The organism is Paenibacillus sp. LjRoot153 (assembly GCF_964253085.1).
Lineage (GTDB): Bacteria > Bacillota > Bacilli > Paenibacillales > NBRC-103111 > Paenibacillus_E.
This window is the reverse complement of sequence record NZ_CAXUQH020000001.1, coordinates 5,443,397-5,468,597: the sequence shown is the minus strand read 5'-3', so window position 1 is coordinate 5,468,597 and position 25,201 is coordinate 5,443,397. Positions and strand designations below refer to the sequence as shown.

Genomic DNA, 25,201 nt, shown 5'->3' with positions numbered 1-25,201 from the left:
TTTATTTTAGTATACATTTTAGACAAAACATCGAGAAAATTGCCATTGGAATCATTCATTTACATGAAAATGCAAGCGCTACCAAAATTGCTGTCGAGAAAGGGGGAATCATTGGAATTCATCATTGGAATTCATAGAGTTATCGTGCAACTCAATTTGAAGGTTTAACAAAAACCTATTTTTTCACATTCGGAGGTGTATAAATTTGCATAATCAGTTACAACGAATCCTTTGCTTCACATTGTTATTGATCGTGTCTGCAGGAGGCGGACTGCCGGGGTACACCGTTCCTACAGTTGCAGCAGACTCAGTAGTTGCTCCAACAACTTTATTGGACAAAGATTTCTCGAACGCGGTAGAAGGACAATCGGCATCACAGCTTGGGTTCGATTATTCCACACTTCCTTCTGGCGCCACGAGCAGCGCAGTCGTTGAGGTTGAGCCCGTAACCAGCCAAAAAGCGATGCATCTTAAGGTAAACGGTGCAGGTACTAGTCAGTTCTTGATTAATAAAACGTTCAGCGAATCCAAAAACGGTACCGTTACAGCAGAGATAACTTTTCTACAGCCAGGCACTTCCAAAGCCAAAGATCAACTTATTTACCTCACGAATGGGGCAGGCACCAAATCGCTGGTCATTGCGGGATTGGATGCTTCGAAAGGTGTGGTTTACTGGCCTGATACAGCGCCAGTCGATCTGAAAACAGCCTATCAATTAAATACCTGGCACACCATTAAAGTTGAACTTAATACATTGACGAAGCGATTTAACATGTGGTTTGACGGGACGCTTATTTCTGCCAGGAAAAATACAAACGATGCCATCGATGTAAAAAAAATATCCATCGGCACCCCGGCAGGCAATGGCGAGCTTTATGTACGAAGCATTAAAGTAACGCATACGGCCCCGAATTATTTACCGGCAAAGCCTAAAATCGCTTATTGGGTTGGGCGGGATAAATCCATTGCGATGTGGATAGAATCGGATGCTTGGGCTTCTAAGTATAGCATTAAAATAAAGGAGAAAGCGGAAGATCCATGGTATACGACAGCCACTTACACGTCAATTCCAACGACAATTCCTCCTTTTGCATCTCCTTCAGCAAGTAAAGTATGGGATCCTGTGACCAATACGGCTGTTGCCTTAACCAATGGTAAGACGTACATCGTAGGTGTAGCCGTTATTACGAGAGATGAAACAGCAAAAATAGATTATGAGGGTGAGATTGCCGAATTTACGGCCACCCCCTATGCGGTTACGCCGATCGAAACGCCTGACAACAACGTGATTGGTACCGTTACGGCATACAACAACTATAACGCGAATCGGTGGTCGATCAATTCCGGACTTCGTGTGGGTGATGAGCCTTTTGCAGATCGAACGGCTGCCCTCAAGATAACCGCTCTTCCCGAAACATACAGCAACATGGACTGGATCAAAACACATGCAGACACCATGAAATATACGGGAGCTGCAACGGGGATGCAGATTGCTACTTTCCCTGTTCGCGATAGAGCTTCGGTTTTCGTGGCCATGGACCAAAGGGAAGCACCGCCAGAATGGCTATCGTCTTCATCAGGATGGATAGATACCGGCGATGCCATACAATTAGCAGACACAGCACTGACGTATTCATTTAAAATTTACGAAAAGAAATTTGCCTCCGGTGAAACGGTTACCATGGGTCTCAATCAGGCAACCGATTATAATGCAGGCAAAAACGCAGGTTACTTCGTAATGGCTGAGCGGGTTCCGACCGGATTGAAAGCGGATCCATTTGTAAATTGGACGAATACTTCCACTTACACATTGCACGGTTCTTTAGAAGAAGCTGGTGTAACTTTGGCAGTCTATAACAATCAAACGCTTGTTCATGAAAGCGTGATTGAGCAAACGGAATTTTCTTTGGATGTTGCGCTGACCACTGGCGTTAATAACATTGAACTAATCGCAAGAAGAGCTGGCAGTTCTTACTCAGATCACATTTCCGGCGTTGTTCATCTGGATTCGGATGCCCCCGATCTTCAAATGAATGTTCCACCTGCAACTGTCAAAGACTTTCTGTTCAATGTGCAAGGAATTGTTGATGAGGAATCGCAAATAACGATCAAGAACAATGGAACATCGGTTGCAGATTTCGTCTACACGCCAAGTAACACACCCTTTTCCTATCCAGTACAGTTGGCAGAAGGATTGAACCAGATTGAGATTTCCGCAATGGATGTTGCCGGTAATGAGAGTAAGAAAAGTTTCGCTATCGAATACACGTTCTGGGCCGGAAAGCCTGAATTTTACAATTTAAACGAAATTCAGATGACAACGTTAGTTTCATCAACAGATATGATTGCGCAGAAGCAAATCACAAATGCAACACAGAATCCGAAGCAAATTACCTTGTTTGTCGTGCTGCTTGACTCGAACAAGAAAATGGTGGATTTTTCGACACTAATTGAAGTATTGGGTTCTGGGGAAACGAAAACGTTGAGCACTGGTTTTTTACTTCCTACAAACGTGAGCGGCTACAGTTTAAAAGCATTTATATGGGACAGCTTGGATGGGATGAAGCCATTATCGGATGAATCGATCATTCAATAACGTACGGAGCATCGCGGTTAAGCAAGCTTTGTAAAAGCAAAACTCTAAGGAGGTTAAAACATGAAGAAAGCCCTAAGCATAGGGATGTGCCTTTTGCTTGGATTAAACGTATTCCCGCTCATCATACATGCTGAAACTTCAACGACAGCTCCATCGGCACAATCAACATCGGTACTCACGAATCCGACCGGGTTAACGGCTGTATCAGGCGATAATCGCGTTGATTTATCTTGGAATTCAGTATCAGGAGCTATTTCGTACAAAGTAAAACGGAGTTTGGTAAACGGTGGACCTTATGAAACAATCTCAAGCAATATTTCAAATATATCCTTTACGGATACTTCAGTAATGAACGGCACGGTATACTATTATGTCGTAACAGCAGTCGGTTCAACTCTAGAGAGTATGATCTCGAATCAGACTAAAGCTCTTCCGTATATTTCGATTCCAGGAGCACCTGCGGTGCCTGCGGATTTTTCAGCCACAGCAAACGACGGAAGTGTAGAATTATCGTGGTCGTCAGTGCCGGGAACGAGCTCTTACACGATAAAAAGAAGTGAGACGAGCGGCGGAGCCTATACGATTGTAAATAGTAATCAAACTTCAACGACATACAGGGATTCATCCGTTACAAACGGAAAGCAATATTATTATGTCGTTTCTGCTGTCAATACGAATGGTGAGAGTCAAAATACGGAGGAAATTATTGTAGCGCCAGCTAGAGTTATTACGGTAGCACAGGATGGAAGCGGTGATTTCACCAACATTACGGATGCGCTGGCAACTATACCTCTTAACAATAATGCTCGTACTGTCATTTATGTGAAAAAGGGGACCTACCGGGAAAGATCAATCGTAACTGCTCCTTTTGTAAGCCTTGTAGGGGCTGGGCAGGATGAGACGAAAATTGTTTACGACCTTTCAAACGCAGATATGCCTAACCAAGCTGTCAATGGCGCAACGGTAGCTGTAAGCGGCGACAATTTTACTGCTGCTAATCTGACGATAGAAAATGATTCCAAGCCGAGCGATGGTCAGGCATTGGCCTTATCCGTTAATGCGGACAAAGCTGTGTTTGAGAACGTTAAGCTTGTCGGTTATCAGGATACATTGTACGCGGGTATCCGGACAGCTAGTCCAAGACTTGGAAGACAGTATTATCACAATAGTGAGATAAGGGGACGTACAGACTTTATTTATGGTCCAGCCAGCGCAGCCGTCTTCGATCATGTCGATGCGGTCAGTATCAATACAGGGGACTCGGGCGGTTATGTAACGGCTGCTGCAACAAAAAATGAAACCGATCCTGGCCTTGTTTTCATTAATTCAAGGCTGTTGAGAGACAGCTCCACAAATGGCCTTCACTATCTAGGCCGTCCGTGGCAGGATAAACCGTCGACGCGTTACATTAACACCTGGATGGATAGTCATATCCATACGGAAGGCTGGACACCTATGCAAGTTCCGCCGTACTTCTACGGCGAGTATAACAGCAGTGGTCCGGGTGCAAGTCCAAAAACTCGGGTCATGGGAACTCAAATGACAGCCGAGGAAGCCAGCGCGCTGACAATTCCACGTATGTTTGACGGATGGGATCCGAGTAAAACAGTGATTATTCCCAAGTTGTTCCCCTCCATTACACCTGCAGTTGCTCCTGCGCTGCCGGACGGACTTAACGGTGCTTATACGAAACCGGTTGTCATTTATATGGAAGAAGACGGTGGACTTCCGGAAGAAAATCGGGTTGAGTATCGCATAAACGGTGGAAATTGGACGGCATATATGGCAGAATTCGAAGTCGGTCAACCCGGTAAGAATCTGATCGAATATCGTTATGTTGACAAAGCAGGTAATGCAAGTGCAGTTAAACATGTAAGCGTTGAAATCGATCCAACAGCTGCAACCAGAGTACCGGCTTTCCCCGGGGCTGAAGGAGCGGCCATGTATGCCAAAGGTGGCCGTGGAGGACAGGTTTATGAAGTAACGAACCTATTGGATTATGACATGACGAAGGGCGAAGCCGCAATACCGGGATCTTTGCGCGACGCCGTGAGCACGGGAAATCGGACGGTTGTGTTTCGAATATCCGGTACAATTAACCTAAAGAGAGGATTGGATATTACGTCCGGGAATCTGACGATTGCAGGACAAACAGCACCGGGAGACGGTATTGCGATTAGCGGATATATGGTCAAGTTTGGAAATAACGATGTAGGAACAGATTTGATTATCCGCTATCTTCGTTTTCGAAATGGCATTAACGTGTTAAGTGACTCGGCTGATATTACGGGCAACAATATTATCGTCGATCACTGCTCCTTCAGCTGGAGCTCAGATGAGACGTTCACTGTGAAAAATCGTAAAAACTTTACAGTCCAGTGGAGCATCATTAGTGATAGCTTGAATCAGTCGATTCACGGTAAGGGAGCACATGGTTACGGAGGAATATGGGGAGGAACGAATGCGACCTATCATCATAATCTGATTGTCAATCATAACAGCAGAAACCCGCGTTTTGACCGGCAAACCGATCCGGACAATTATCCGACGAAAATAGACTATCGGAATAATGTTGTTTATAACTGGGGGGCTAACTCTGCGTACGGCGGCGAGCAGGCAACGGGCATCAACATGATTAACAATTACTACAAACCGGGCCCAAGTACGTTCGATAACGTTAGAAATCGGATTGTCGCTCCATCCGGTGCAAGCTTTAGCGGTACCTGGTATATTGACGGCAACTTCATTGAAGGCGCAGCCGATGTTTCGGCAAATAACTGGGTGACGAACAGTAATGGTTCATGGAAAGCCATCAATCCAGAAGGACCTTTGCTCCGCAAGTATGAGCCAATGGTGATACCTGACGCAGCGGATCCTATCGGTGGTCCCGTTACAACTGACACTGCACAAGTCGCCTATGAGAAGGTACTGCAAGACGCTGGCGCCTCATTGCCTAAACGGGATTCGTTGGATGCTCGTATTCTGAATGATGTCAGAAATGGATCCGGCAGAATTACCAATACGATCCAAAGCGATGGAGGACTGCCTGAATTATATTCGGCATCTGCTCCGCAGGACAACGATCACGACGGGATACCGGATGCTTGGGAAACAGCCAATGCACTAAATCCGAATGATCAATCAGATGGAAAAGGAATCGCAGGCAATGGGTACACCTATTTGGAAAACTATATCAATTCCCTGGTGGTTTCGGTTTCCGATAATCCGGCAATTACGACAACAAGCCCTTTGCACCAAGCATCGTTTGAAGTTGGATCTCCGATTTTGATAACTGCCGATGCAGCGGATAATGAGGGAATTGCTAAAGTAAAGTTTTATTCCGGTGATCAGGAGCTTGGTGAAGACCTTACAGCGCCATTTTCCTTCAACTGGGAAAAAGCCCCGAAAGGCGAGCATTACATTTACTCAAAAGCCATAGACAACGCAGGTTATATGACATTATCCGCAGTAAGCATAATTTATGTAAATGGACCTGACAACGTTGCTCCTTGGACATCACAAGATATTGGCTCTATAGCAATTGAAGGGAGCGCTAGCTTGGATGGAATGACATACACAGTGAAAGGTTCCGGTGAAGTGAGAAACGGTTCGGATTCTTTCCATTATGTGTACCAGCCAGTTCACGGAAACTTTGAGATGCTCGCCTATGTCAACTTTGATTCCGAAATTGATGATGCGGCTAAAGCTGGTTTGATGATACGCGGCAGTTTAGCTGCTAATTCACCCGCTGCAGCTGTTGTCTTAGCACCGGAATCGGATGAAACTATTGATACGAGCGGAAGGAAAGCTCTCTTTATGAATCGTACCAATACGGGTGGGAGCTATCGCACAAATAGTGTGACATCAAGCACGCTCAAAGCACCTTTCTGGTTAAAAATTGTAAGAAATGAAAATGTTGTTTCTGGTTTTGTGTCTACGGACAAAAATAGTTGGGCGCTGGTAGACTCTGCAGATGTCACATTACCGGATGAAGTCTTCGTCGGAATGGCAGTTGACGCAGGGAAAGCAACAAGCAATTCTGATTATTTAACGGCCGCAACATTCTCAGATGTGAGTTTTCATCGATCTGCCGGATTTACCATTAATAACCCGGTTAGTGAAACAGTTAATATACCTGTCTACACCGTAGAAGGAACCATGATTGATGGTGCCAAATTGACGATAACGAATAATGGCTCAACTGTCGTAGACGCTGTAAATACAGATGCCGGAACGGAATTTGAGCACAAGATTCAGCTTATCGATGGTGTAAACATCATTACAATCTCAGCAAGTAGCGACACGCTGGGTGATGTAATAAATACCAAAACAATCACGGTAACTTACAACAAATCCGCTGTAGACATAACAAGTGAAATACCTGCGATGGTTAACGCTTCTAACTTTAACTTATTGGCAAGCGTAAGCAGAAACGCCAGTGTTACGGTCAAAATGAATGGAACTACGGTGCTGGATCAAGCTGCTCAACCGGCAAACGAACCGTTTAACGTTCCGTTAATTTTAAAGGAGGGTCCGAACGAAATTGTCATTTATGCCGTTGATGAGTATGGAATAGATGCGACAAATACGTACGCAATAACCTATGTTCAAGATTGGGGCAGCGGACTGTTTGCTTTCTCCGGATTGGCATTTCATGATTTGAGCGGAAACGCGCTTACTGGTTTAGAAGGTTCGCAGGATACGATGGTGACTGTGAACATCCATAACAATTCCAAAGTAGCCCAAAACGGTGTATTTGTCATCGCGCTTTATGATCCACTAGACCGGAAGGTAAAATACGCTTTCGTCAAACAGCTGGTTCCCGGAGAAGGGGATAAACAGATCAAAGCGATTGTGAATATGCCAAAGGATGTCACTGGTTACAAAGTAAAGGTGTATGCACTTAACAAAATATCCGATAGCACGCCAATTTCCAACACCATCATAAGTCCTTAAAAGGGGGGGAAACGATTGAGAAGATGGTCAAGAATCATACTGTCGCTCCTATTGTGCTTCGGAATGATGGCTCCGCTCGCGATGGCTTCATCTTTGACGGTAAGCGCATCGTTTGACAACATCACCCGAATCGCAACGATTTCAGGCCAATTAGGCTCTGAGGAAGGGCGCATCATAAGTGTTCAAGTAAGAAACCCGTTGAATCAACTCGATTATTTGAATCAAGGCATTAGCGGTCCAGGCGGAACTTATCAGTTTACTTATAAAATCAGTCAAGAAGTTACGGGAACGTATCAAGTAACCGTTGGCGGCCAGAATGCCGACTCGCTCGCTACTGCCACATTTACGGTTGAACCGTCCATCGTGGAGCTTGAGTCAAAAGTGTCGCCTGAGCAGCCTGACGGCCAAGATGGTTGGTACGTGCATCCTGTGACAGTTAGCATCGAAGCTATGAACGGCTTGCCTGAGAACAACGTGATCCAATACCGTATCAATCAAGGGCAGTGGAAAACATACACTTCTGAAATTCTTGTGAACACGGATGGAACCCATACGATTGAGTACAAAAGTGTTGATCCACAAGGAATTCCCGGAAAAGTAAAATCAACGATCATTAAATTGGATTCTAAAGCACCGGTTACCACAGCAAAAGCAAGCCCGATTGATGGAATGAACGGTTGGTATAAGTCGAACCCGACAGTGAACCTCACGGCATCGGATAACATTTCCGTTGCACAAACAGTATATCGTATCGATGGTTCTGAGTGGTCTTCTTACTCTCAGCCGGTTACACTGTCCGTATATGGCGTCCATACGCTTGAGTACAAGAGTACGGATCAAGCAGGAAATGAAGAAGCCGTAAAATCATTGTCGCTGAAATTAGATAATGTTGCTCCACAACTAAGTGTCTCGTTGGATAAAACTACGTTATGGCCTGCGAATAAAAAGTTGGTTTCCGTTACAGCCAATGTTTATGCATGGGATGAGATATCCCAAATCAGCAGCATCGTACTGACCTCAATAACAAGCAATGAGAAGCTACAGAATGACGATATTCAGGATGCGCGTTACGGCATGTTCGATACGTCCTTTAGTCTTCGAGCAGAGAGAAATGGGGGAGGCTCTGGGAGGGTTTATACCATAACGTACACGGCTACAGATCTGGCAGGGAATAAAACAATCGCAACAGCAATAATTAAAGTGCCTCACGACCAAGGACACACTAGCGATGAACCTTTAACGGAAAGCGAGAATGGAAATTAGTCATCATGTACTGGAAGGCTGCCGGATAATGAGGCAGCCTTTCTTCCGTTGATGTCGACTTGTTTATAACGGATTTAATAACATAAGAGGTCGGATTTCTGAATGTTCATGCTCCCTAGTCGTCGACTATGCTAAATAGGATTGATGATGGAGGCGAATAACATGAAGCCTGGAGAACATGTTCCGGATTGGCAAAATCTAAGTGTTTTAGAGCGAAATACAGAGCATCCGCATGCGCATTTGATACCGTTTGGCGATTGGGCTTATGCCCTGGCTAATGAAAGAGAACGTTCACCGTATGTTCAATCGTTGAATGGCGAATGGGATTTTCAATATGAGCAATCACCGTCTGAGGTGTCTGCTGATTTCTTTTCGGATAACTTCGATTCGAGTGGTTGGAATACGATACCAGTTCCATCTAATTGGCAATTGCATGGGTATGGGAGCCCCCATTACAGCAGCTGCCCGTATCCTTTCCCGATCGATCCACCTTATGTGCCTAATCAAAATCCGGTTGGTTGCTATAGGAGCCATTTTCAGATTAAAGAGGAATGGAAGAATCGACGCATCCATATTGTTTTTGAAGGGGTGGATGCTGCGTTCCATCTTTGGATAAATGGACAATTTGTAGGCTACAGCCAAGGGAGCCATTTTCCTTCTGAGTTTCATGTAAGCCCTTACTTACAGCAGGGGCAGAATCTGATTGCCGTTCAAGTGTATCAATGGTGTGATGGTAGCTATCTTGAAAGCCAGGATAAATGGCGCATGAGCGGGATATTTCGCGATGTGTATTTACTTGCTTCTCCCCCTGTGTCTGTGAGAGACGCAAGAGTTCGGACTCATCTGGATGAGCGATATGCGAAAGCTAGCTTAGAGGTTCAAGTTGATTTTGCAGGAGTAAAGGATCTTTCTTTCGTGTCTGGTTCCTTTCTCTTAAGAGTCACTTTGTTGGATGCGGATCATCACATCGTTAGTGATCGCTACCATACGGTGAAGCAGGAGGAATCTGTGGTGGAACTGGTAGACGAGGTGTCATCTCCTCTGCTATGGACGGCGGAATCGCCTTATTTATATACGCTATTATTAACGATGTACGATGGTGAGCATCACATACTGGAGGTTAAAAGGCTTGGAATCGGCTTCAGGGAAATTAGGATCGAAGAAGGACGGCTTCTCGTTAACGGCTCCCCGATCATTATTAAAGGCGTCAATCGTAACGAGTTTCATCCTGATCTTGGTTATGTGACAACGCTGGAAACAATGATACACGACATTACGTTAATGAAGCAGCACAACATTAATTCAGTAAGATTATCGCACTATCCGAATGATTCAAGATGGTTAGAGCTGTGTGATCGCTTTGGACTATATGTCATCGATGAAACAGATCTTGAAACGCATGGATTTCATTTCTATGGGAATGAAGGACAATTGGCCCAACTGTCGCAGTGGGAAGAAGCATTTGTTCAACGAGCGAAGCGAATGGTAGAAAGAGATAAAAATCATCCGTCCATCCTTATATGGTCGCTTGGTAATGAGTCCGGTTACGGTAGGAATCACGATGCGATGGCGGCGTGGATTAGAGAGGCTGATCCGACTCGCCCGATCCATTATGAACGCGCTTACGATGCACCTATTGTTGATATTGTCAGTTCCATGTACCCTTCGGTGGAAACAGTCATTCAAGAAGGAAGTAAAGAAGATGATCGCCCCTATTTAATGTGCGAATTCGGTCATGCGATGGGCAATTCCGTTGGGAACTTGCAAGAGTATTGGGATGCGATCTATACGTATCCTCGTCTGCTTGGCGGTTTGATTTGGGAATGGGCGGATCAAGGAATTAGACAGAGCGCTGGAACGGATGAATCTTGGTATGCCTATGGTGGCGATTTCGGCGAAGAGCCGCATAGCGGGCATTTTTGCCTGGATGGGTTACTTTTTCCAGATCGGTCGATCAAAGCTTCCTTGCTAGAGTATAAGAAGGCGATTGAACCTGTGAAGATTGAGGTCATTGAGGCACTGCTTGGAAAGTTGCGGATACAGAATCGTTATGATGTTCTGTCACTATCCCATTTGAAGGGGGAGTGGAGATTGCTACGGGACGGTATTGTTGTGGATGAGGGAGACCTTAAGCCGCTGCATACGCCTGCTGGACAGTTCCAAGATGTGGTCATCCCCTTGGACGCCAGCAAGTTGAGTCTCACGGGTGAATATTGGTTTCACTTGCGATTTGTACTAAGGGATGCCGTTATATGGGCTGAAAAAGGGCATGAAATTGCCTGGGCGGATATTCCAGTGGCAACTGTTACGGAGGCGCCTGATACAGAGAATGCCCTCCAGAAGGCAAGCCCTTTGACGATCCGAGAAAGTAATAGTGCTATTACAATAATTGGCCAGGATTTCTCAATGCACTTCAACAAAAATCTTGGCGCGCTGACTGCATGGGTATATAAAGGCGTTCCCTTGCTAACGGAAGGTCCCAAGCTCAATCTATGGCGGGCCCCGGTGGATAACGATGTCCATCTCGCCAAAACGTGGATCAAAGCCGGATACAACCGGCTAGTCTCCGATGTGCGAGAGATTATGGTTGAGGGGACAGAAGTGGGAGGCTGTCAGATCACGATAAAGTCCAGCGTCGGCGCACGCGGTGAGAAAATAGCTTTGGATTCGCAAATCATCTATGCAATTGCTGCCGAAGGTGAAGTGACTTTGGACGTGCACATTGTACCCAGAGCGGAATTGCCTTCGCTTCCTAGGTTCGGGGTGAAAATCAGTATGCCAGACAGCTTTAACCAACTTGTCTGGTTTGGCCGAGGTCCTCATGAGTGCTATTCGGACCGCAAGGAGAGCGGTAAACTGGGGATTTACAGAGGAACGGTTCAAGAACAGTTCGTTCCTTATATTAAGCCGCAGGAGAATGGGAACAAGTCGGAGGTACGCTGGTCATCCCTGACGAATCAGCAAGGAATAGGGCTTCTATTCACCGGTCAGCCGATATTTGATACGAGCGTTCATCATTATACGACGGACGATTTGACTGCAGCAAAGCATGTCCATCAACTGACCAAAGTCGATCAAACGATTGTTAATTTGGATGCCCGCCAATCTGGATTAGGTAATCATAGCTGTGGCTATGCGCCTACGCTAGACACGTACTTGATTCATGCTGAGCCGATGCGATTTGTCATACGCTTGAAACCTATCTCAGATTCAACAGCATAAATTGGAGGGATACCTAATGACGATACAAGTTGTAGCCTGTAAAACCGAATATAGGATAAACCCGATTGGCCTTGATGTTTTGAAGCCCCGATTTTTCTGGCAATTGCACTCTGATAACAAGGGGGTCGTGCAGAGCGCTTATCAGATTATGGTTGCTTCTTCTCGTGATAAGCTTGAGCGTGAACAAGCGGATATGTGGGATAGCGGTAAAGTGAGTTCAAATGATTCAACGCAGGTACCATATGACGGTAAACCGCTTCAAACTGAAGGGGAATATTACTGGAAAGTGCGCATCTGGGACGGCGTGGGTGATCAATCTGCCTGGAGTGAAAAGGCATATTGGACGATGGGAATTTTATCGCGAGGCGAGTGGAAAGCGCAGTGGATCGGCCGCAAAGCCGAACCTGAGGTCCATATGCAGCCCTCTCCATTTTTACGTAAACCGTTTGAGATTAAAAAGAAGGTGCGGCGAGCTATTGCTTACGCGACAGCATTAGGTGTTTATGATTTGTATCTGAATGGAGAGCGGATTAGTGATCGATTTGCCCCAGGATGGACGGACTATAATACACGCGTACAAGTGCAGGCTGTAGATATCACAGAAGGCGTAGAGATTGGAGATCATGCGTTTGGCGTGATCTTGGGAGATGGCTGGTATGCGGGAACCGTAGGATTCCTCGGCAATAAGGTTTACGGAGAAAGACCCTTTTTCCTTATGCAGGTTAGTATAGATTATGAGGATGGAACGAAAGAAAACGTCATCACGGATAGCTCGTGGAAAACGAAAAAAGGTCCCATTCAATATTCTGACATGATCAAAGGGGAAACTTACGATGCCCGAGAGGAATTAACAGGATGGCATTTCCACGGTTATGATGATTCGTCCTGGGAAGCACCGGATGTTCGTTCCGGCTATAACGGTCTACTTGTAGCTGAAGTAGAACCGCCGATCCGCATTACACAAACAAGAAGGCCGGTCAGCGTGAAGAAGACAGAAGCTGGTACTTACATTTATGATATGGGTCAAAATATGGTGGGCTGGACAGAAGTAAAGGTTCAGGGTGAGCGTGGGACACGGATTACGTTAAGCCATGCGGAAATGCTGAATCCTGATGGCACATTGTATGTGGATAACTTGCGCGAAGCCTGCCAGCAGGATCACTATATCCTGAAAGGGGAAGGACAAGAGAGCTATGAGCCTCACTTTACGTTTCACGGCTTTCGTTATGTCGAGCTGACGGGTTATCCTAGTGAGCCCGATCTGGAAACGATCGTAGGCAAAGTCGTTCATTCCGATATGCCTGTCACGGGGCAGCTTGAGACTTCCGATGTGATGGTGAATCAACTTTATTCCAACATTACATGGGGGCAGCGCGGCAACTTCTTGTCAGTGCCGACGGACTGCCCGCAGCGGGATGAGCGGCTTGGCTGGACCGGAGATGCGCAAATTTTTGCGCGCACAGCCGCTTATAATATGGATGTATCTCGATTTTTCAGTAAATATGTTTGGGATATGGTGGATTGCCAGCAGCCTTCGGGTGCTTTTACAGATGTTGCCCCGGACGCAGGGTGGATTCGGCACAAAAACTGGAACACGAGGTTGAACTGGTTCGCCCCGGACAACTCCGGTTGGGGAGACGCCGGCGTCATCATTCCATGGACGAACTATGTGATGTATGGGGATGTACGCATCCTCGAAACGCATTACGAAGCTATGGTAAAATGGGTTCGCTATTTAAAAAACACGACGAATGAGCTGGTTCGTCCGGGTTATGCCAATTACGCCGATTGGCTGTCGATTGGAGCTGACACGCCGAACGAAGTGTTGGCGACCGCTTATTTTGCCTACAGTACGAAGTTACTTGCACGCATTGCTGATGTATTGGGGAAACCAGAGGATGCAATTGAGTATGAAGCTTTATTCAGCGATATCGCTGCAGCGTTTCGCAAGGCGTTCGTCGCCATCGATGGGCGGATTCAAGGTGATACTCAAACGGTTTACGTCCTAGCGCTGCAATTTGGACTCCTAACGGAAGAACAGCGGAAACAAGCACAGCATCATCTTGTCGCGGACATTCATGAGCGTGGAGATCGATTGTCGACAGGATTTCTCGGCGTTGGCTACCTATTGCCGGCGCTGACGGACAATGGATGCTTGGATGTTGCCTATAAATTGCTGAAGCAAGAAGCATTCCCTTCTTGGATGTACTCGATCAAGCATGGAGCAACCACAATCTGGGAGCGTTGGGATGGATGGACAGAGGAGCAAGGTTTCCAAACGCCTTCAATGAATTCATTTAATCACTATTCCCTTGGCTCTGTCGGAGAGTGGATGTTCCGGTATATGGCTGGTATTGAAGCAGATCCTAAGGCGCCTGGCTTTCAACATGTGATCATAAGTCCGAAGCCGGGTGGGGGCTTGAGTTGGGTGAAGGCAAGCTATGAATCGCTGTATGGCCGTATTGCGGTAGCATGGAGTCAAACGAAGGAAGGCGATTTCCGTCTCGAAGTGGAGGTTCCTGCCAATACGACGGCAACCATTTATTTACCAGATCTGGCGGCATCCGTACACAAGGTCGGATCAGGAAGTTATGTGTTTGAAAGCGTTTCTATGCTAAACTAAAGGCAGGTTCTTTTGAAACATACCGGAATCGGATAGAGGGTGAAGCGTACATGCTGCCTTCTAACCGGTTTCGGTTGTTTTCGCATAGAAAGAGAGGCGGGTCAACAGGATGCGTTGGATGGAAAGCATTAAGAAAAAGCTAGAGGCTCTATTTCCGAGATTTCGTACGATGCTATTATTGAGTTATTTTATTATCATTCTCATCTGCATCTCATTGATAGGTACCGCTTCATTTTATATTTCCTACAATTCCATGGCAGAACGAGTGGAAACTGCTAGCGCTCAAATTGTCAGGCAGATCGAGTTTAACATGGATAACGATTTTCATAATAAACGAAATCTACTACTCGCTCCTTATTACAACCAGGAATATATTGACAACATTAATGCATACCCGACAATGGACAGCCAGAATAAATTTCTGTTTCGCCAGAAACTTGGTGATTTATTTTCGAAAAGCTTTAACATTACGCCGATTCCGGATTTCATCCGATTTCAAATTTATTATAGCAATGGAGAGCTGCTCAATTCGTCGGACAACACCTCTTTCGGTAACGCAAGTCAGGTGCTGAACGCCGAATGGTTTCGACAAACGATTGCGAAGGATGGGTTAGTTAACTTCTTCAGCTCCCCGCCAGTAAGTGGTCAGGATGAGGGGAAAACCGCTTTCTCCACCTCGATGCTCATTCGCGATTTTTCCAATCCGATCGGGTTTATCGTCGTGCGCGCTGATTACAATTTCGGTCTATTTAAAGGAATGGGACAGCGTGCGGATTTGACGGCAAACAGCCGGTTTCTCATTTTGAATGATAGTAATAATCCAATATTCGACTCTTCGGATGGACTTGCAACCGACATCGATGTACAAACATTAGCCCAGATCAAAGGGGCCAGCGGAAAGTTCTGGACGGGTAACGGTGATAAGACCATGCTTGTTTCGTACACGCGTTCCCAATATTCCAACTGGAAAACCGTCTTAATTATGCCGAAAAAAGAAATTTTTGCTTCTCTTAATCAAATCAAAACAACAGCAATCTGGACGGCTTTGATCGCCTTTTTCGTTTCTGGGATCTTATCGCTGCTGTTCGGACGGAGTATTACCAATCCGATTCTTAATCTCTACAAAACCGTTAACCATATTAAACGTGGCGATTTCTCCGTCAGGGTGGATATGAAGCGCAAAGATGAAATCGGGCGAATTGCCATGAATTTCAACGCCATGCAGGATGAGCTGCAGAAGCAGATAGAAACAAAGTATGTGTATCAAATTAAGCTGCAGCAGATGGAATTGGCGATGCTCTACTCTCAGATTAACCCGCATTTCTTATACAACACGCTGGATAGTATTAAAGCGATGGCCGACTATCATGCTGTGGAGGAAATTGGCCAAATGGCGCAGTCCTTAGCTGATATGTTTCGTTATAATACCAAAAATACAGATGAAATCGTCACACTACAGGAAGAACTCGTACAAATTGATGCTTATCTCATCATCCAGAGCATTCGATTTGATGGCAAAATCGAGTATCGCTTAGAAATTGAAGAAGATCTTTACAATTATCCGATGTTAAAAATGACACTCCAACCATTAGTTGAAAATGCGGTTTTCCACGGGATCGAACGCAAAAGAGGCAAAGGCACGATTCACCTCCGTGCATGGAAGGAAGAGGAATGGGTATATATCCAAGTTAACGATGATGGCGTCGGTATCTCGGAGAAGAGGCTGGATCAAATCCTTACGTCGCTCAGACAACCGCTCTATCAGGAGGAGTACAAGTTGTCTGCCGCAAGCGGTGGCATTGGCGTCCAGAACGTATACGCGAGGTATACGATTCGTTACGGTGAGCAGTTTCAATTCAGTATTGAAAGCAGAAAAGGGGTAGGGACAGCGGTAACCTTGAAGTTAGCCTCCCAATTGAGCTAATAACATGATGTAGGAATATTCAACATAGAAAGTCGTTATCGTGCATGGGCCATAAGTAAGCGTTTGCAATATAATTGATCCTGTAAGCAATATTAAAGGAGGGGTACAGAAAATGAGGAATATGAAAACGGTAACACTATCAGCGTCCATTGCGGCAATTATGGCATTAACGGCTTGCGGGAGCGAGGGCACTAACTCCAGCAGCTCAACGCCTGCTGCAGCGACGCCTGGTGCATCAACGGCTGCAACCACACCGGCTCCAACCAAAAAAGACCCAGTAACACTTACGTTTGCGATCTCCAATACGGTTGACGCCACACCTTTTAATAAAATTTTCAAAGAGTTTGAAGCAAAGACAGGCAATAAGGTCGAATTACAGGCGCTGCCTGGCGGAGATTTTGATAACATGATGAAAACTCGCTTTTCCACAGGCGACTTCCCGGATCTATTCCTCATGCAGCCTGGACCAAAGCAGTACGTCAAGCTGAGAGCCTCCGAGACGCTTCGCGAATGGTCGGGAGATAAAGCGGTATGGGATCGCATTATTCCGACGATGAAAGACTTTCAGGCGGATGCGAATAAGAAAATTTATGGTGTTCCTTTCGGTGCCACAGGCATGATGGGCATTTATTATAACAAGGATGTTTTTGCTAAAGCGGGCGTTCAGCCTCCGAAAAACTATACGGATATGATCGAGAGTGCGAAGAAAATCAAGGCAGCAGGGGTTACACCTTTTTATGAAGGGGTCAAAGATGGTTGGCCACCGCAAGTGTTCTACTTCACAGGTTGGGTCTCGAATGTAGATCCGGCAATCGGGGATGCAGGTGTTCAAAATTTAGAGAAGAATGCGCTCAAACTGGCTGATATTCCGGCATTGAAAGATTTATTCACTAAACAAAAAGAGTTGAAGGATCTGGGACTGCTGCAATCTAATCCGCTCGCGGGTACATTCGATGAGCTGCAGAATCTAATGGGCGAAGGCAAAGTCGGCATGGCGTTTATGCTGGACGGCATTATTCCGCAATTAGAAAAGAAATTCGGGAAAGATTTCGTGACCAATAAAATCGGCTTCTTCCCATTCCCTTCCGCTACTGATGCAGGAACAGCCTTGATTACACCACCCAATCAGTTAATGATTCCAAGCAAAGCGAAAAATGCGGATGTGGCAGCTGAATTGGTGAAATTCATGATTTCACCTGAGATGGTTGACCTCTACTACCAAACAAGCCCAGGAATCCCTATTTTCCAAAGTGCTAAGAGCAGCTTGTACCCCGTACAGCAAACTGTGAAAGATTTGATTGACGCAAATAAAGCAAAAATCAATGTACAGAATCGTCTGACGCCAACTTTCGCTGATTTCCAAAAAACACTGCAAACGTTCTTCATTGACGGAGATGTCGACAAAGCCCTGAAAGAATTCTCTGCGAACTATGAAAAAGACGGAAAAGCCAAGTTGCTTGATGGATTTAAGTAAGCTGTTAGAACCCAAATCTATCCGGTCGGAACACAGCTTCTGGCCGGAACATTTCATAGCCGAAGGAGGGGAGACGAGATGGGAAAAATGAAATATCCGCTGTATTTTTCATTCCCGGCCCTCGCCGTTTTTCTATTGTTTTTCATTACCCCAACTTTGATTGGGTTTTACTACAGCTTTACGGATTGGAATATTAATGCGGACCAGATTCGCTTTAATGGCTTGGAGAACTATATCGAGCTTTTCAAAGAACCTCGTTTGAAAACGGCTTTGATCAATACGCTCATTTTTGCGGCGGTCGTGACCTTGATGCAAAATTTACTAGGCTTAGGATTAGCCTTAATCTTGAATGAAGCACTTAAACTGCGAAATCTGCTGCGCATGATCTTTTTTATGCCTTACGTGATTGCGCCGATTGTTATAGGATATATTTTTCGTGCGATCTATCATCCTGAGCATGGCATAATGAACACAATGCTAGACAAAGTAGGGCTTCATTTCATGGTACATGATTGGTTGAACGATCCTAAGTATGCCTTGATCTCCATTATTGTCACTGATCTTTGGCGGGTTGCAGGCTTCTCGATGGTTGTCTATTTGGCCGGATTGCAATTCATTCCAAAGGATCTGATCGAGAGTTCATCCATGGATGGTGCGCAATATTGGCAGCGATTCCGTTCTATTATATTCCCTCTATTAGCTCCTGCCTTAACTGTGAATGTACTCCTTTCTATGATTGGTTCCATGAAGGTATTTGAAATGGTAATGGTACTGACAGAAGGAGGACCGGGTTACACCACAGAAGTATTTTACACGTATATCCGCGGTATGTTCAGCACGGGGTTATTCGGCTATGCGACGGCGGTTAACGTGGTGTTATTCATCCTTGTCACCATTATTGGCGTTCCTGTACTGATGGCGATGAAGAAGCGAGAGGTCGAGATGTAATGAGAAAAAAGTGGACACTCTGGATACTGGAAATCGTCGCGGTATGCTTGGCCTGCCTGATTCTGATTCCCTTTCTAATGATTGTGATCAACTCCTTTAAAGGAATTCGAGAATCAGCGCTATTCGGGTTATCCCTTCCTTCCGAATGGCAGTTTACCAATTATAAGGAAGTTTTTCATCAGGCTAACATTCTCCGGGGATTCAAAAATAGTATTCTGATTTCAGGTTTAGTTGTCGTCTGTGTGAATGTATTTGCCTCCATGGCTGCTTTTATCATTCAACGAAGAGATAACCGATTTTTACAAGGGGCTTATTACACCTTTATTATGGGACTTATTGTTCCGGTGTCCATCGTGCCTACGATTAAGCTGCTTGGAGATCTTCATATTCGTGGTACTTATTTCAGTCTGATTATGTATTACACGGCCGTGCTGTTGCCATTTGCAGTGTTTCTGCTCGTGGGCTTCATGAAATCGATCCCGAGAGAATTAGATGAAGCGGCTTTGCTGGAAGGCTGTGGGTATTTCCGGTTATACTGGCAAATCATTTTACCGTTGCTGCTAACCGTGCTCGTGACCGTCTCCATTGTCGTGATGGTTTCGGTTTGGAACGATTTTTTCGGTCCGTTCTATCTGATGACAGACAGCACGAAATGGACGATTGTTCTGCAAATTTTTAATTTCGTCACGATGTACAGCACGAATTGGGGCGTTGTGTTTGCCTTCATGGTGATTGTGATCTCACCCATTCTGCTCATTTACTTACTGCTGCAAAGATATATTATTGACGGTCTGACGGCGGGTTCCATGAAAGGCTAATGCAATCCAAATCTGAAGCTTGGAGGAGGTACAGGAAATGCGAAGAGTCATGATTGTTGACGATGAAAAGTGGATACGCAGAGGATTGATTCAGTCCATTTCCTGGAACGAATGGGGCTTAGAGCTTGTAGGCGAAGCAAGTGATGGGGCAGAAGGATATGAAATGGCCCTCATTAAAAAGCCAGATCTACTCTTCCTCGATATGCGTATGCCGGGTCTCGACGGGAAACAGCTGCTTGCCATGCTGAGCCAAGAGGTGCCGGATCTGTTAACGATCGTCATTAGTGGGTATTCGGATTTCGAGTATACAAAGGAAGCCATTCGCCATAAAGCTTTTGACTACCTGCTGAAGCCGGTAAAAAAAGATGAGCTTGCTGCGGTGGTAGAAAAGGCGCTCCTTGAGCTGGATCGACGCGAAGCAGAGAAGCTTAAGACGTCACGTGTCCAAGGAGAGGATTGGTTGAGGCAGCTTTTGCAAGGGGGGGAAAGGAAGGAATCTTTCGTTCCGTCCAGCTGGCAGACTGGTGAATATGCGTTGCTTGTTGGCCGCACGGACACCTTTCATGAATATTGTGATCTAGCATGTCTGCTGCCGGCTATTCATGAGCAATTAAACCGAATGAAGCCATTCCTTTTCGGGGGGCACTGGGAATATGAGCTTATGACGCTTCAGGAAGGCAGCCGTGAAATGATCATTGCCATTAGGGGAGCCGTGCTAGATACCAAAGATTTTAGTAAACTGCACGCGACTTTGCAAAATGCCTTGAAACAGGTAGGGAGCGTGAGCTTCAGCTTTGGTTTGAGCATGGGAAAGCTGGAGATTGCCATGCTGGAGGAGGCTTACAACGAAGCAAGAAAAGCTTTATCAAGCAAACCTTTGGCGATCGTAAGCACCTTGCTTTTTGCAGAGAAGACTGGTATGCACTTATCTGGGAATTATCCGCAGGATAAAGAAAATTCGTTCTTATGGGTGCTCCAATCAGGAAATACGCAGGATGTGGAGCAAGAGTTTGAACGATTGTTCGCGTCATTCGTAAGTGACTCTACGACAGTAGGGCATTTGCAGTGGTGCGCGGATCTGCTTCTTCATGCGATAGAGAAGCAGCTTCAGGCAAAGGATGTACGTGTTGAAGATATCTGTGGTAAAAATACGCTGATGTATTCCGAATTGATTCACCAACGCAATGATTTGAGCACTGTGAAGAAGCTATTTCGCGAGGATCTGCTTCCCGCCGTGCTTAGCTTTTACAGCCATTCCGGTGAAAAACAAGGGGAAAAGGTTGTAGGCGAGTTGAAAAAATGGATGGAAAGTAATTACGACCAATCCTTTTCCTTGCATCAAATTGCCAGCAGCTATTATTTAAATCCTGATTATTTAAGTCGTATTTTCAAAAAGGTGACAGGGAAGAATTTTGTTGACTATTTAACCGATATCCGCATGCATAAAGCCAAAGAACTGATGAATAAATCAAAATATAAAAATTATGAAGTCGCGCAAAAGGTTGGCTATGAGGATTACCGATATTTTAGCCAGATTTTCAAACGAAAAGTCGGCATGACCATCGGTGAATACCGCAAAGTCATCGGACAGGCGGACCACTAAGGAGAGAAACATGTGATGTCAAAACATTTAATTCCCGATACGCTTATGCTCGAAGAACGTGCGGCTCATGCCATCAATGCCATGATTGGCATGGCGGATCGCGACCATAACTATATCCCGTTTTTTGCTGCGGATCTGATGCATAAACCTGCCTTCATGACGCACGGTGATTGGGACTATGGTTCATCTCATGGACGAATGATTGACGGCTTAATTCTTGCCCGCCATATGTCCGGAGAAGAGTTTGGCAAAGAGGTTGAGGAGCGCTACCGGGCAAACCTGCTCTCGTTCTTCAAAGAAGATGGGATGAGCTACAGACAGATCAATCCAACACGTGACTGGGAGCCGAATGCGAACCTGATTGATCAACGGGCGGTTATTTTATCTCTCACGACATGGTACATGGAATCCGGGGATCCGAAGGTTAAAGAAGCGGCAGACCGCCACGTGGCGGCACTTAAGCGAATCGCGATCAAAGAGCGCGATATTTGGTATTATCCAGCATCGGAATACAAAGAAACCGGTTGGCCTTCGAGTAATGCGATACAACTGCGTTTGGCGCCTGATCCCGCAGCTTTCTGCGGTCGCTTGGTCATGCCTCTATTGAAATATCATGAGCTGACAGGCAATCCAGATGCCTTTGAACTTTGCCAATTCTTCACAGCACTTATTACGGAGCGCAGCGGCGTATTCAATCAAGACGGCAGCTTTAATGATGCACTTGCTTATCGGAGTGGGCATTTCCATACGCGAATCGGCACACTTGATGCTATCGCAAGATTCGGTGTTTTCACGGGCGATGCAGCAATGCTAGCTTGGGTCAAAAAAAGCTACGACTGGGCGCTGACCAAATGTACGAACTTTGGCTGGACGCCAGGTGATCTGCACGAACAAGCCTATGAGCATGAAACGTGCTCTTTGGTCGATTTGATTGCAACAGGGATTACTTTGGCAAGCAGCGGATATGTGGAATATTGGGGAACTGTGGAACGTTTTTTGCGCAATCATCTGGCGGAATCGCAGCTGCTGGATTTGGATTGGGTGGAAGAATCTGACGACAAGTCAGATGACATTCCTGCGAACAAAAGCTTCTATAAAGTAGCGGAGCGCACACGGGGCTCTTTTGCCGGTTACTCGGCACCAAACGATTTCGTTTGTGATGTGAATGAGGGGCGCGGTCATACGAACGATTTACAAATTTGCTGCCTGGGCTCGGGAACACGAGGTCTCTTCATGGGCTGGAGTCACACGATCACCGAGAAGAAAGGAACGATCAGCGTTAATTTCCTTTTAAACCGCGGCTCTAAATGGCTGGACGTCAGCTCTTACTTGCCACATGAAGGCAAGGTAGTGCTCGATATTCATACGGATATTTCTCGTCTGCAGATTCGAATTCCAGAGTGGGCAGGCTTTACGAAAATCAAGTATGTACGTGAACGTAATGGTGAAGTGATCGAAGGCAAAGGAAGTGAGGCGAGCAGCTGGGTCAACAAGCATTTTCTCTTACTTGGCTCCGCAGTCGCAGGTGAGAAAATTACGATTACCTTCCCATTAAGTTTCCGTAGAACACTGGAGAATGCGGTGGGGCAAACCTTCGAGACGGAATGGCGCGGTGATGATGTTGTAAACATTACGCCAAAAGGCACGAAGAAGCCTTTGTACAGCGGGCGTCAAGTTTTTGATCAGTCTCCTATGCGTGAAGGGGAGTATCGTCGACTAAATAAGGAATTTGTATGGTAATTCTTAAGATACTTAGCTTCTCATCCGGGAGGCTCTAAGGAGGATTTCGATGTCAATGCAAACCGTTGTTGCGATTTATACAGGTCAGGGTCTTGCCGATCCTTTGAAAAAGGTGTTTCAAGAGCTGCTGCCCCAGGTACGGCTTGTGAATATTATCGATGATAGCCTCATCGGTGATGTCGTGCGTGCAGGGCACATTCCAGAGGTCGTGAGTCGTCATTTAGTTCAGTACTACCGGCATGCAGAAGAGCTTGGGGCGGATGTCATTCTCAATACCTGCTCTTCCGTTGGTGATGTGGCGGATGAAGCTCGTGAGCGAATCGGTGTGCCGATTGTACGAATCGATGAGTGGATGGCTGATAAGGCAGTAGCTAGCTATTCGCGGATTGGGGTATTGGCGACATTACCATCCACATTGGAACCGACATTGCGATTAGTTAGCCGTAAGGCAGATGAAGCAGGAAGACAGGTGCAGCTTGTGAGCGGACTCGCTGAAGGCGCTTTTGACGCTTTGATCAGCGGCAAGCCTGAAGAGCATGACCGTTTATTGCTGGAAACGGCGAAGAGGGTTGCGGAAACTGCCGATGTGTTAGTTTTGGCGCAAGGCTCAATGGCACGTATGGAGGAAAAGCTGGCGGAGGCGACAGGGAAGCCTGTGCTTTCATCGCCGAGATCAGGTGTTGAGCAAGTGAAGGCCATTCTAGAGGCAGCTAGAGATGTGAAAAAAGGATCCTAACACGAATTTAGAACGCAGAAGGAGGAGCGGATAGGATGAAGCAAGATCGTGTAACAGCTGTTTATTTGGTCGAGACGGCATATTCGTTGGAACAGGCTGCCGCTTCTATCGCAGGAGAGCAGTCAACAGGAACGTTCACGGCTGTTCCCGGAGAGACTGATGCGCTAAAAAAACGACATGGCGCTATCCTAGAGAGCATTGAACCTTTAGAAGAGACGGATATGCCGTCCCTTCCAGGGGCAAAGAAACCGCCGAATCATGACGGCAAGTATCGACGTGGGCGAGTGACGGTGTCGTTTCCCTTGCATAATTTTGGACCTTCCATTCCCAATTTAATGTCTGCTGTTGCTGGCAATTTATATGAATTACAGGAATTGTCTGGACTCCGATTGCTGGATTTGCAGCTGCCTGATGCATTTGCAGAGCGCTATCCTGGTCCGAAGTTTGGCGTAGAAGGAACTCGAAAGCTGACAGGGGTATACAATAGGCCAATACTTGGGACGATTGTGAAGCCCAGTGTAGGTTTATCGATGGAGGAATTATCAGCCTTGGTGGAAAAGCTGGCGAGAGCAGGGATGGATTTCATCAAAGATGATGAATTAAATGCGAATCCCCCTTATGCTCCTTTGGCGGGTAAAGTAGAGGCTGTCATGGCGGCGGTTGAACGGGCTGCGGATGCGACCGGCAAGAAGTTGATGTATGCCTTTAACATCACAGGAGATTACGATGAATTGCGCCGAAATCATGATTTGGTTGTTAAAGCGGGCGGCACATGTGTGATGGTCAGTATCCTCAGTATCGGGTTATCGGGTCTTACGCATTTGAACCAATACAGTGAGGTTCCCATCCATGGGCATCGCAATCAATGGGGGATGTTGACGCGTTCGCCACTGCTTGGCGTTGAATTTACGGCTTATCAGAAGCTTTGCCGTTTGGCTGGGGCGGATCATCTGCATGTTAATGGATTAAACAGTAAATTTTACGAGGATAACGAGTCTGTGGTTCGCTCTATTGCAGCTTGTTCGGAGCCGCTGCTCGGCGGTTATAACACGATGCCTGTTGTTTCCTCAGCCCAGTGGGCAGGGACAGCGCCGGCTACTTATACGGCAACGGGGACGGTTGACGTGATGCATTTGGCCGGAGGTGGCATGTTGGCTCATCCCGATGGCCCTGCAGCAGGCTTTGAGAGCATGAAACTTGGCTGGGAGGCAGCGGTTCAGGGAATACCTTTGGACATTTATGCGGCTCAGCATCCTTCTTTGCAAAAGGCAATTGAGAAATACGGGAAGGGTTGAAAA

13 protein-coding genes are annotated in these 25,201 nt (G+C 46.1%); all 13 read left to right on the top strand.

Annotated features, from left to right (window positions below):
- Window positions 1-205 precede the first annotated feature (205 nt).
- The 13 genes from ACSQ8P_RS23720 to ACSQ8P_RS23660 all read left to right on the top strand — a co-directional run bounded on the left by ACSQ8P_RS23720 (window position 206) and on the right by ACSQ8P_RS23660 (window position 25,198).
- A complete protein-coding gene (locus tag ACSQ8P_RS23720; RefSeq protein WP_436237437.1) occupies window positions 206-2,596 on the top strand; it encodes a hypothetical protein in 2,391 nt (796 codons plus the stop codon).
- 60 nt (window positions 2,597-2,656) lie between these two features.
- The gene (locus ACSQ8P_RS23715) at window positions 2,657-7,552 is read left to right on the top strand and encodes a pectinesterase family protein (protein WP_436237436.1); all 4,896 of its coding nucleotides are present in this window, start codon (window positions 2,657-2,659) and stop codon (window positions 7,550-7,552) included.
- Between the two features lie 15 nt (window positions 7,553-7,567).
- Window positions 7,568-8,815, top strand: a complete 1,248-nt coding sequence (locus ACSQ8P_RS23710) for an OmpL47-type beta-barrel domain-containing protein (protein WP_436237435.1) — start codon at window positions 7,568-7,570, stop codon at window positions 8,813-8,815.
- Window positions 8,816-8,977: 162 nt separating this feature from the next.
- Window positions 8,978-12,037, top strand: coding sequence for a glycoside hydrolase family 2 TIM barrel-domain containing protein (locus tag ACSQ8P_RS23705; protein WP_436237434.1), 3,060 nt, complete (start codon window positions 8,978-8,980; stop codon window positions 12,035-12,037).
- A 16-nt stretch (window positions 12,038-12,053) separates the two neighbouring features.
- The gene (locus ACSQ8P_RS23700) at window positions 12,054-14,660 is read left to right on the top strand and encodes a family 78 glycoside hydrolase catalytic domain (protein WP_436237433.1); all 2,607 of its coding nucleotides are present in this window, start codon (window positions 12,054-12,056) and stop codon (window positions 14,658-14,660) included.
- Window positions 14,661-14,778: 118 nt separating this feature from the next.
- Window positions 14,779-16,584, top strand: coding sequence for a cache domain-containing sensor histidine kinase (locus ACSQ8P_RS23695; protein ID WP_436237432.1), 1,806 nt, complete (start codon window positions 14,779-14,781; stop codon window positions 16,582-16,584).
- 112 nt (window positions 16,585-16,696) lie between these two features.
- Complete coding sequence (locus ACSQ8P_RS23690; protein ID WP_436237431.1) at window positions 16,697-18,058, top strand: ABC transporter substrate-binding protein; 1,362 nt, start codon at window positions 16,697-16,699, stop codon at window positions 18,056-18,058.
- Between the two features lie 78 nt (window positions 18,059-18,136).
- The gene (locus tag ACSQ8P_RS23685) at window positions 18,137-19,006 is read left to right on the top strand and encodes a carbohydrate ABC transporter permease (protein WP_436237430.1); all 870 of its coding nucleotides are present in this window, start codon (window positions 18,137-18,139) and stop codon (window positions 19,004-19,006) included.
- A complete protein-coding gene (locus ACSQ8P_RS23680; protein ID WP_436237429.1) occupies window positions 19,006-19,824 on the top strand; it encodes a carbohydrate ABC transporter permease in 819 nt (272 codons plus the stop codon). The genes ACSQ8P_RS23685 and ACSQ8P_RS23680 overlap by 1 nt, the downstream gene beginning before the upstream one ends.
- A gap of 37 nt (window positions 19,825-19,861) precedes the next feature.
- Window positions 19,862-21,427 carry a response regulator transcription factor gene (locus ACSQ8P_RS23675; RefSeq protein WP_436237428.1) on the top strand — a complete coding sequence of 522 codons (1,566 nt, stop codon included), beginning with the start codon at window positions 19,862-19,864 and terminating at the stop codon, window positions 21,425-21,427.
- A 15-nt stretch (window positions 21,428-21,442) separates the two neighbouring features.
- The gene (locus ACSQ8P_RS23670; protein WP_436237427.1) at window positions 21,443-23,167 is read left to right on the top strand and encodes a hypothetical protein; all 1,725 of its coding nucleotides are present in this window, start codon (window positions 21,443-21,445) and stop codon (window positions 23,165-23,167) included.
- A 49-nt stretch (window positions 23,168-23,216) separates the two neighbouring features.
- On the top strand, window positions 23,217-23,903 hold the full coding sequence (locus ACSQ8P_RS23665) for an aspartate/glutamate racemase family protein (RefSeq protein WP_436237426.1): 687 nt from the start codon (window positions 23,217-23,219) through the stop codon (window positions 23,901-23,903).
- Window positions 23,904-23,938: 35 nt separating this feature from the next.
- Window positions 23,939-25,198, top strand: a complete 1,260-nt coding sequence (locus tag ACSQ8P_RS23660; RefSeq protein ID WP_436237425.1) for a ribulose-bisphosphate carboxylase large subunit family protein — start codon at window positions 23,939-23,941, stop codon at window positions 25,196-25,198.
- Window positions 25,199-25,201: the final 3 nt, after the last annotated feature.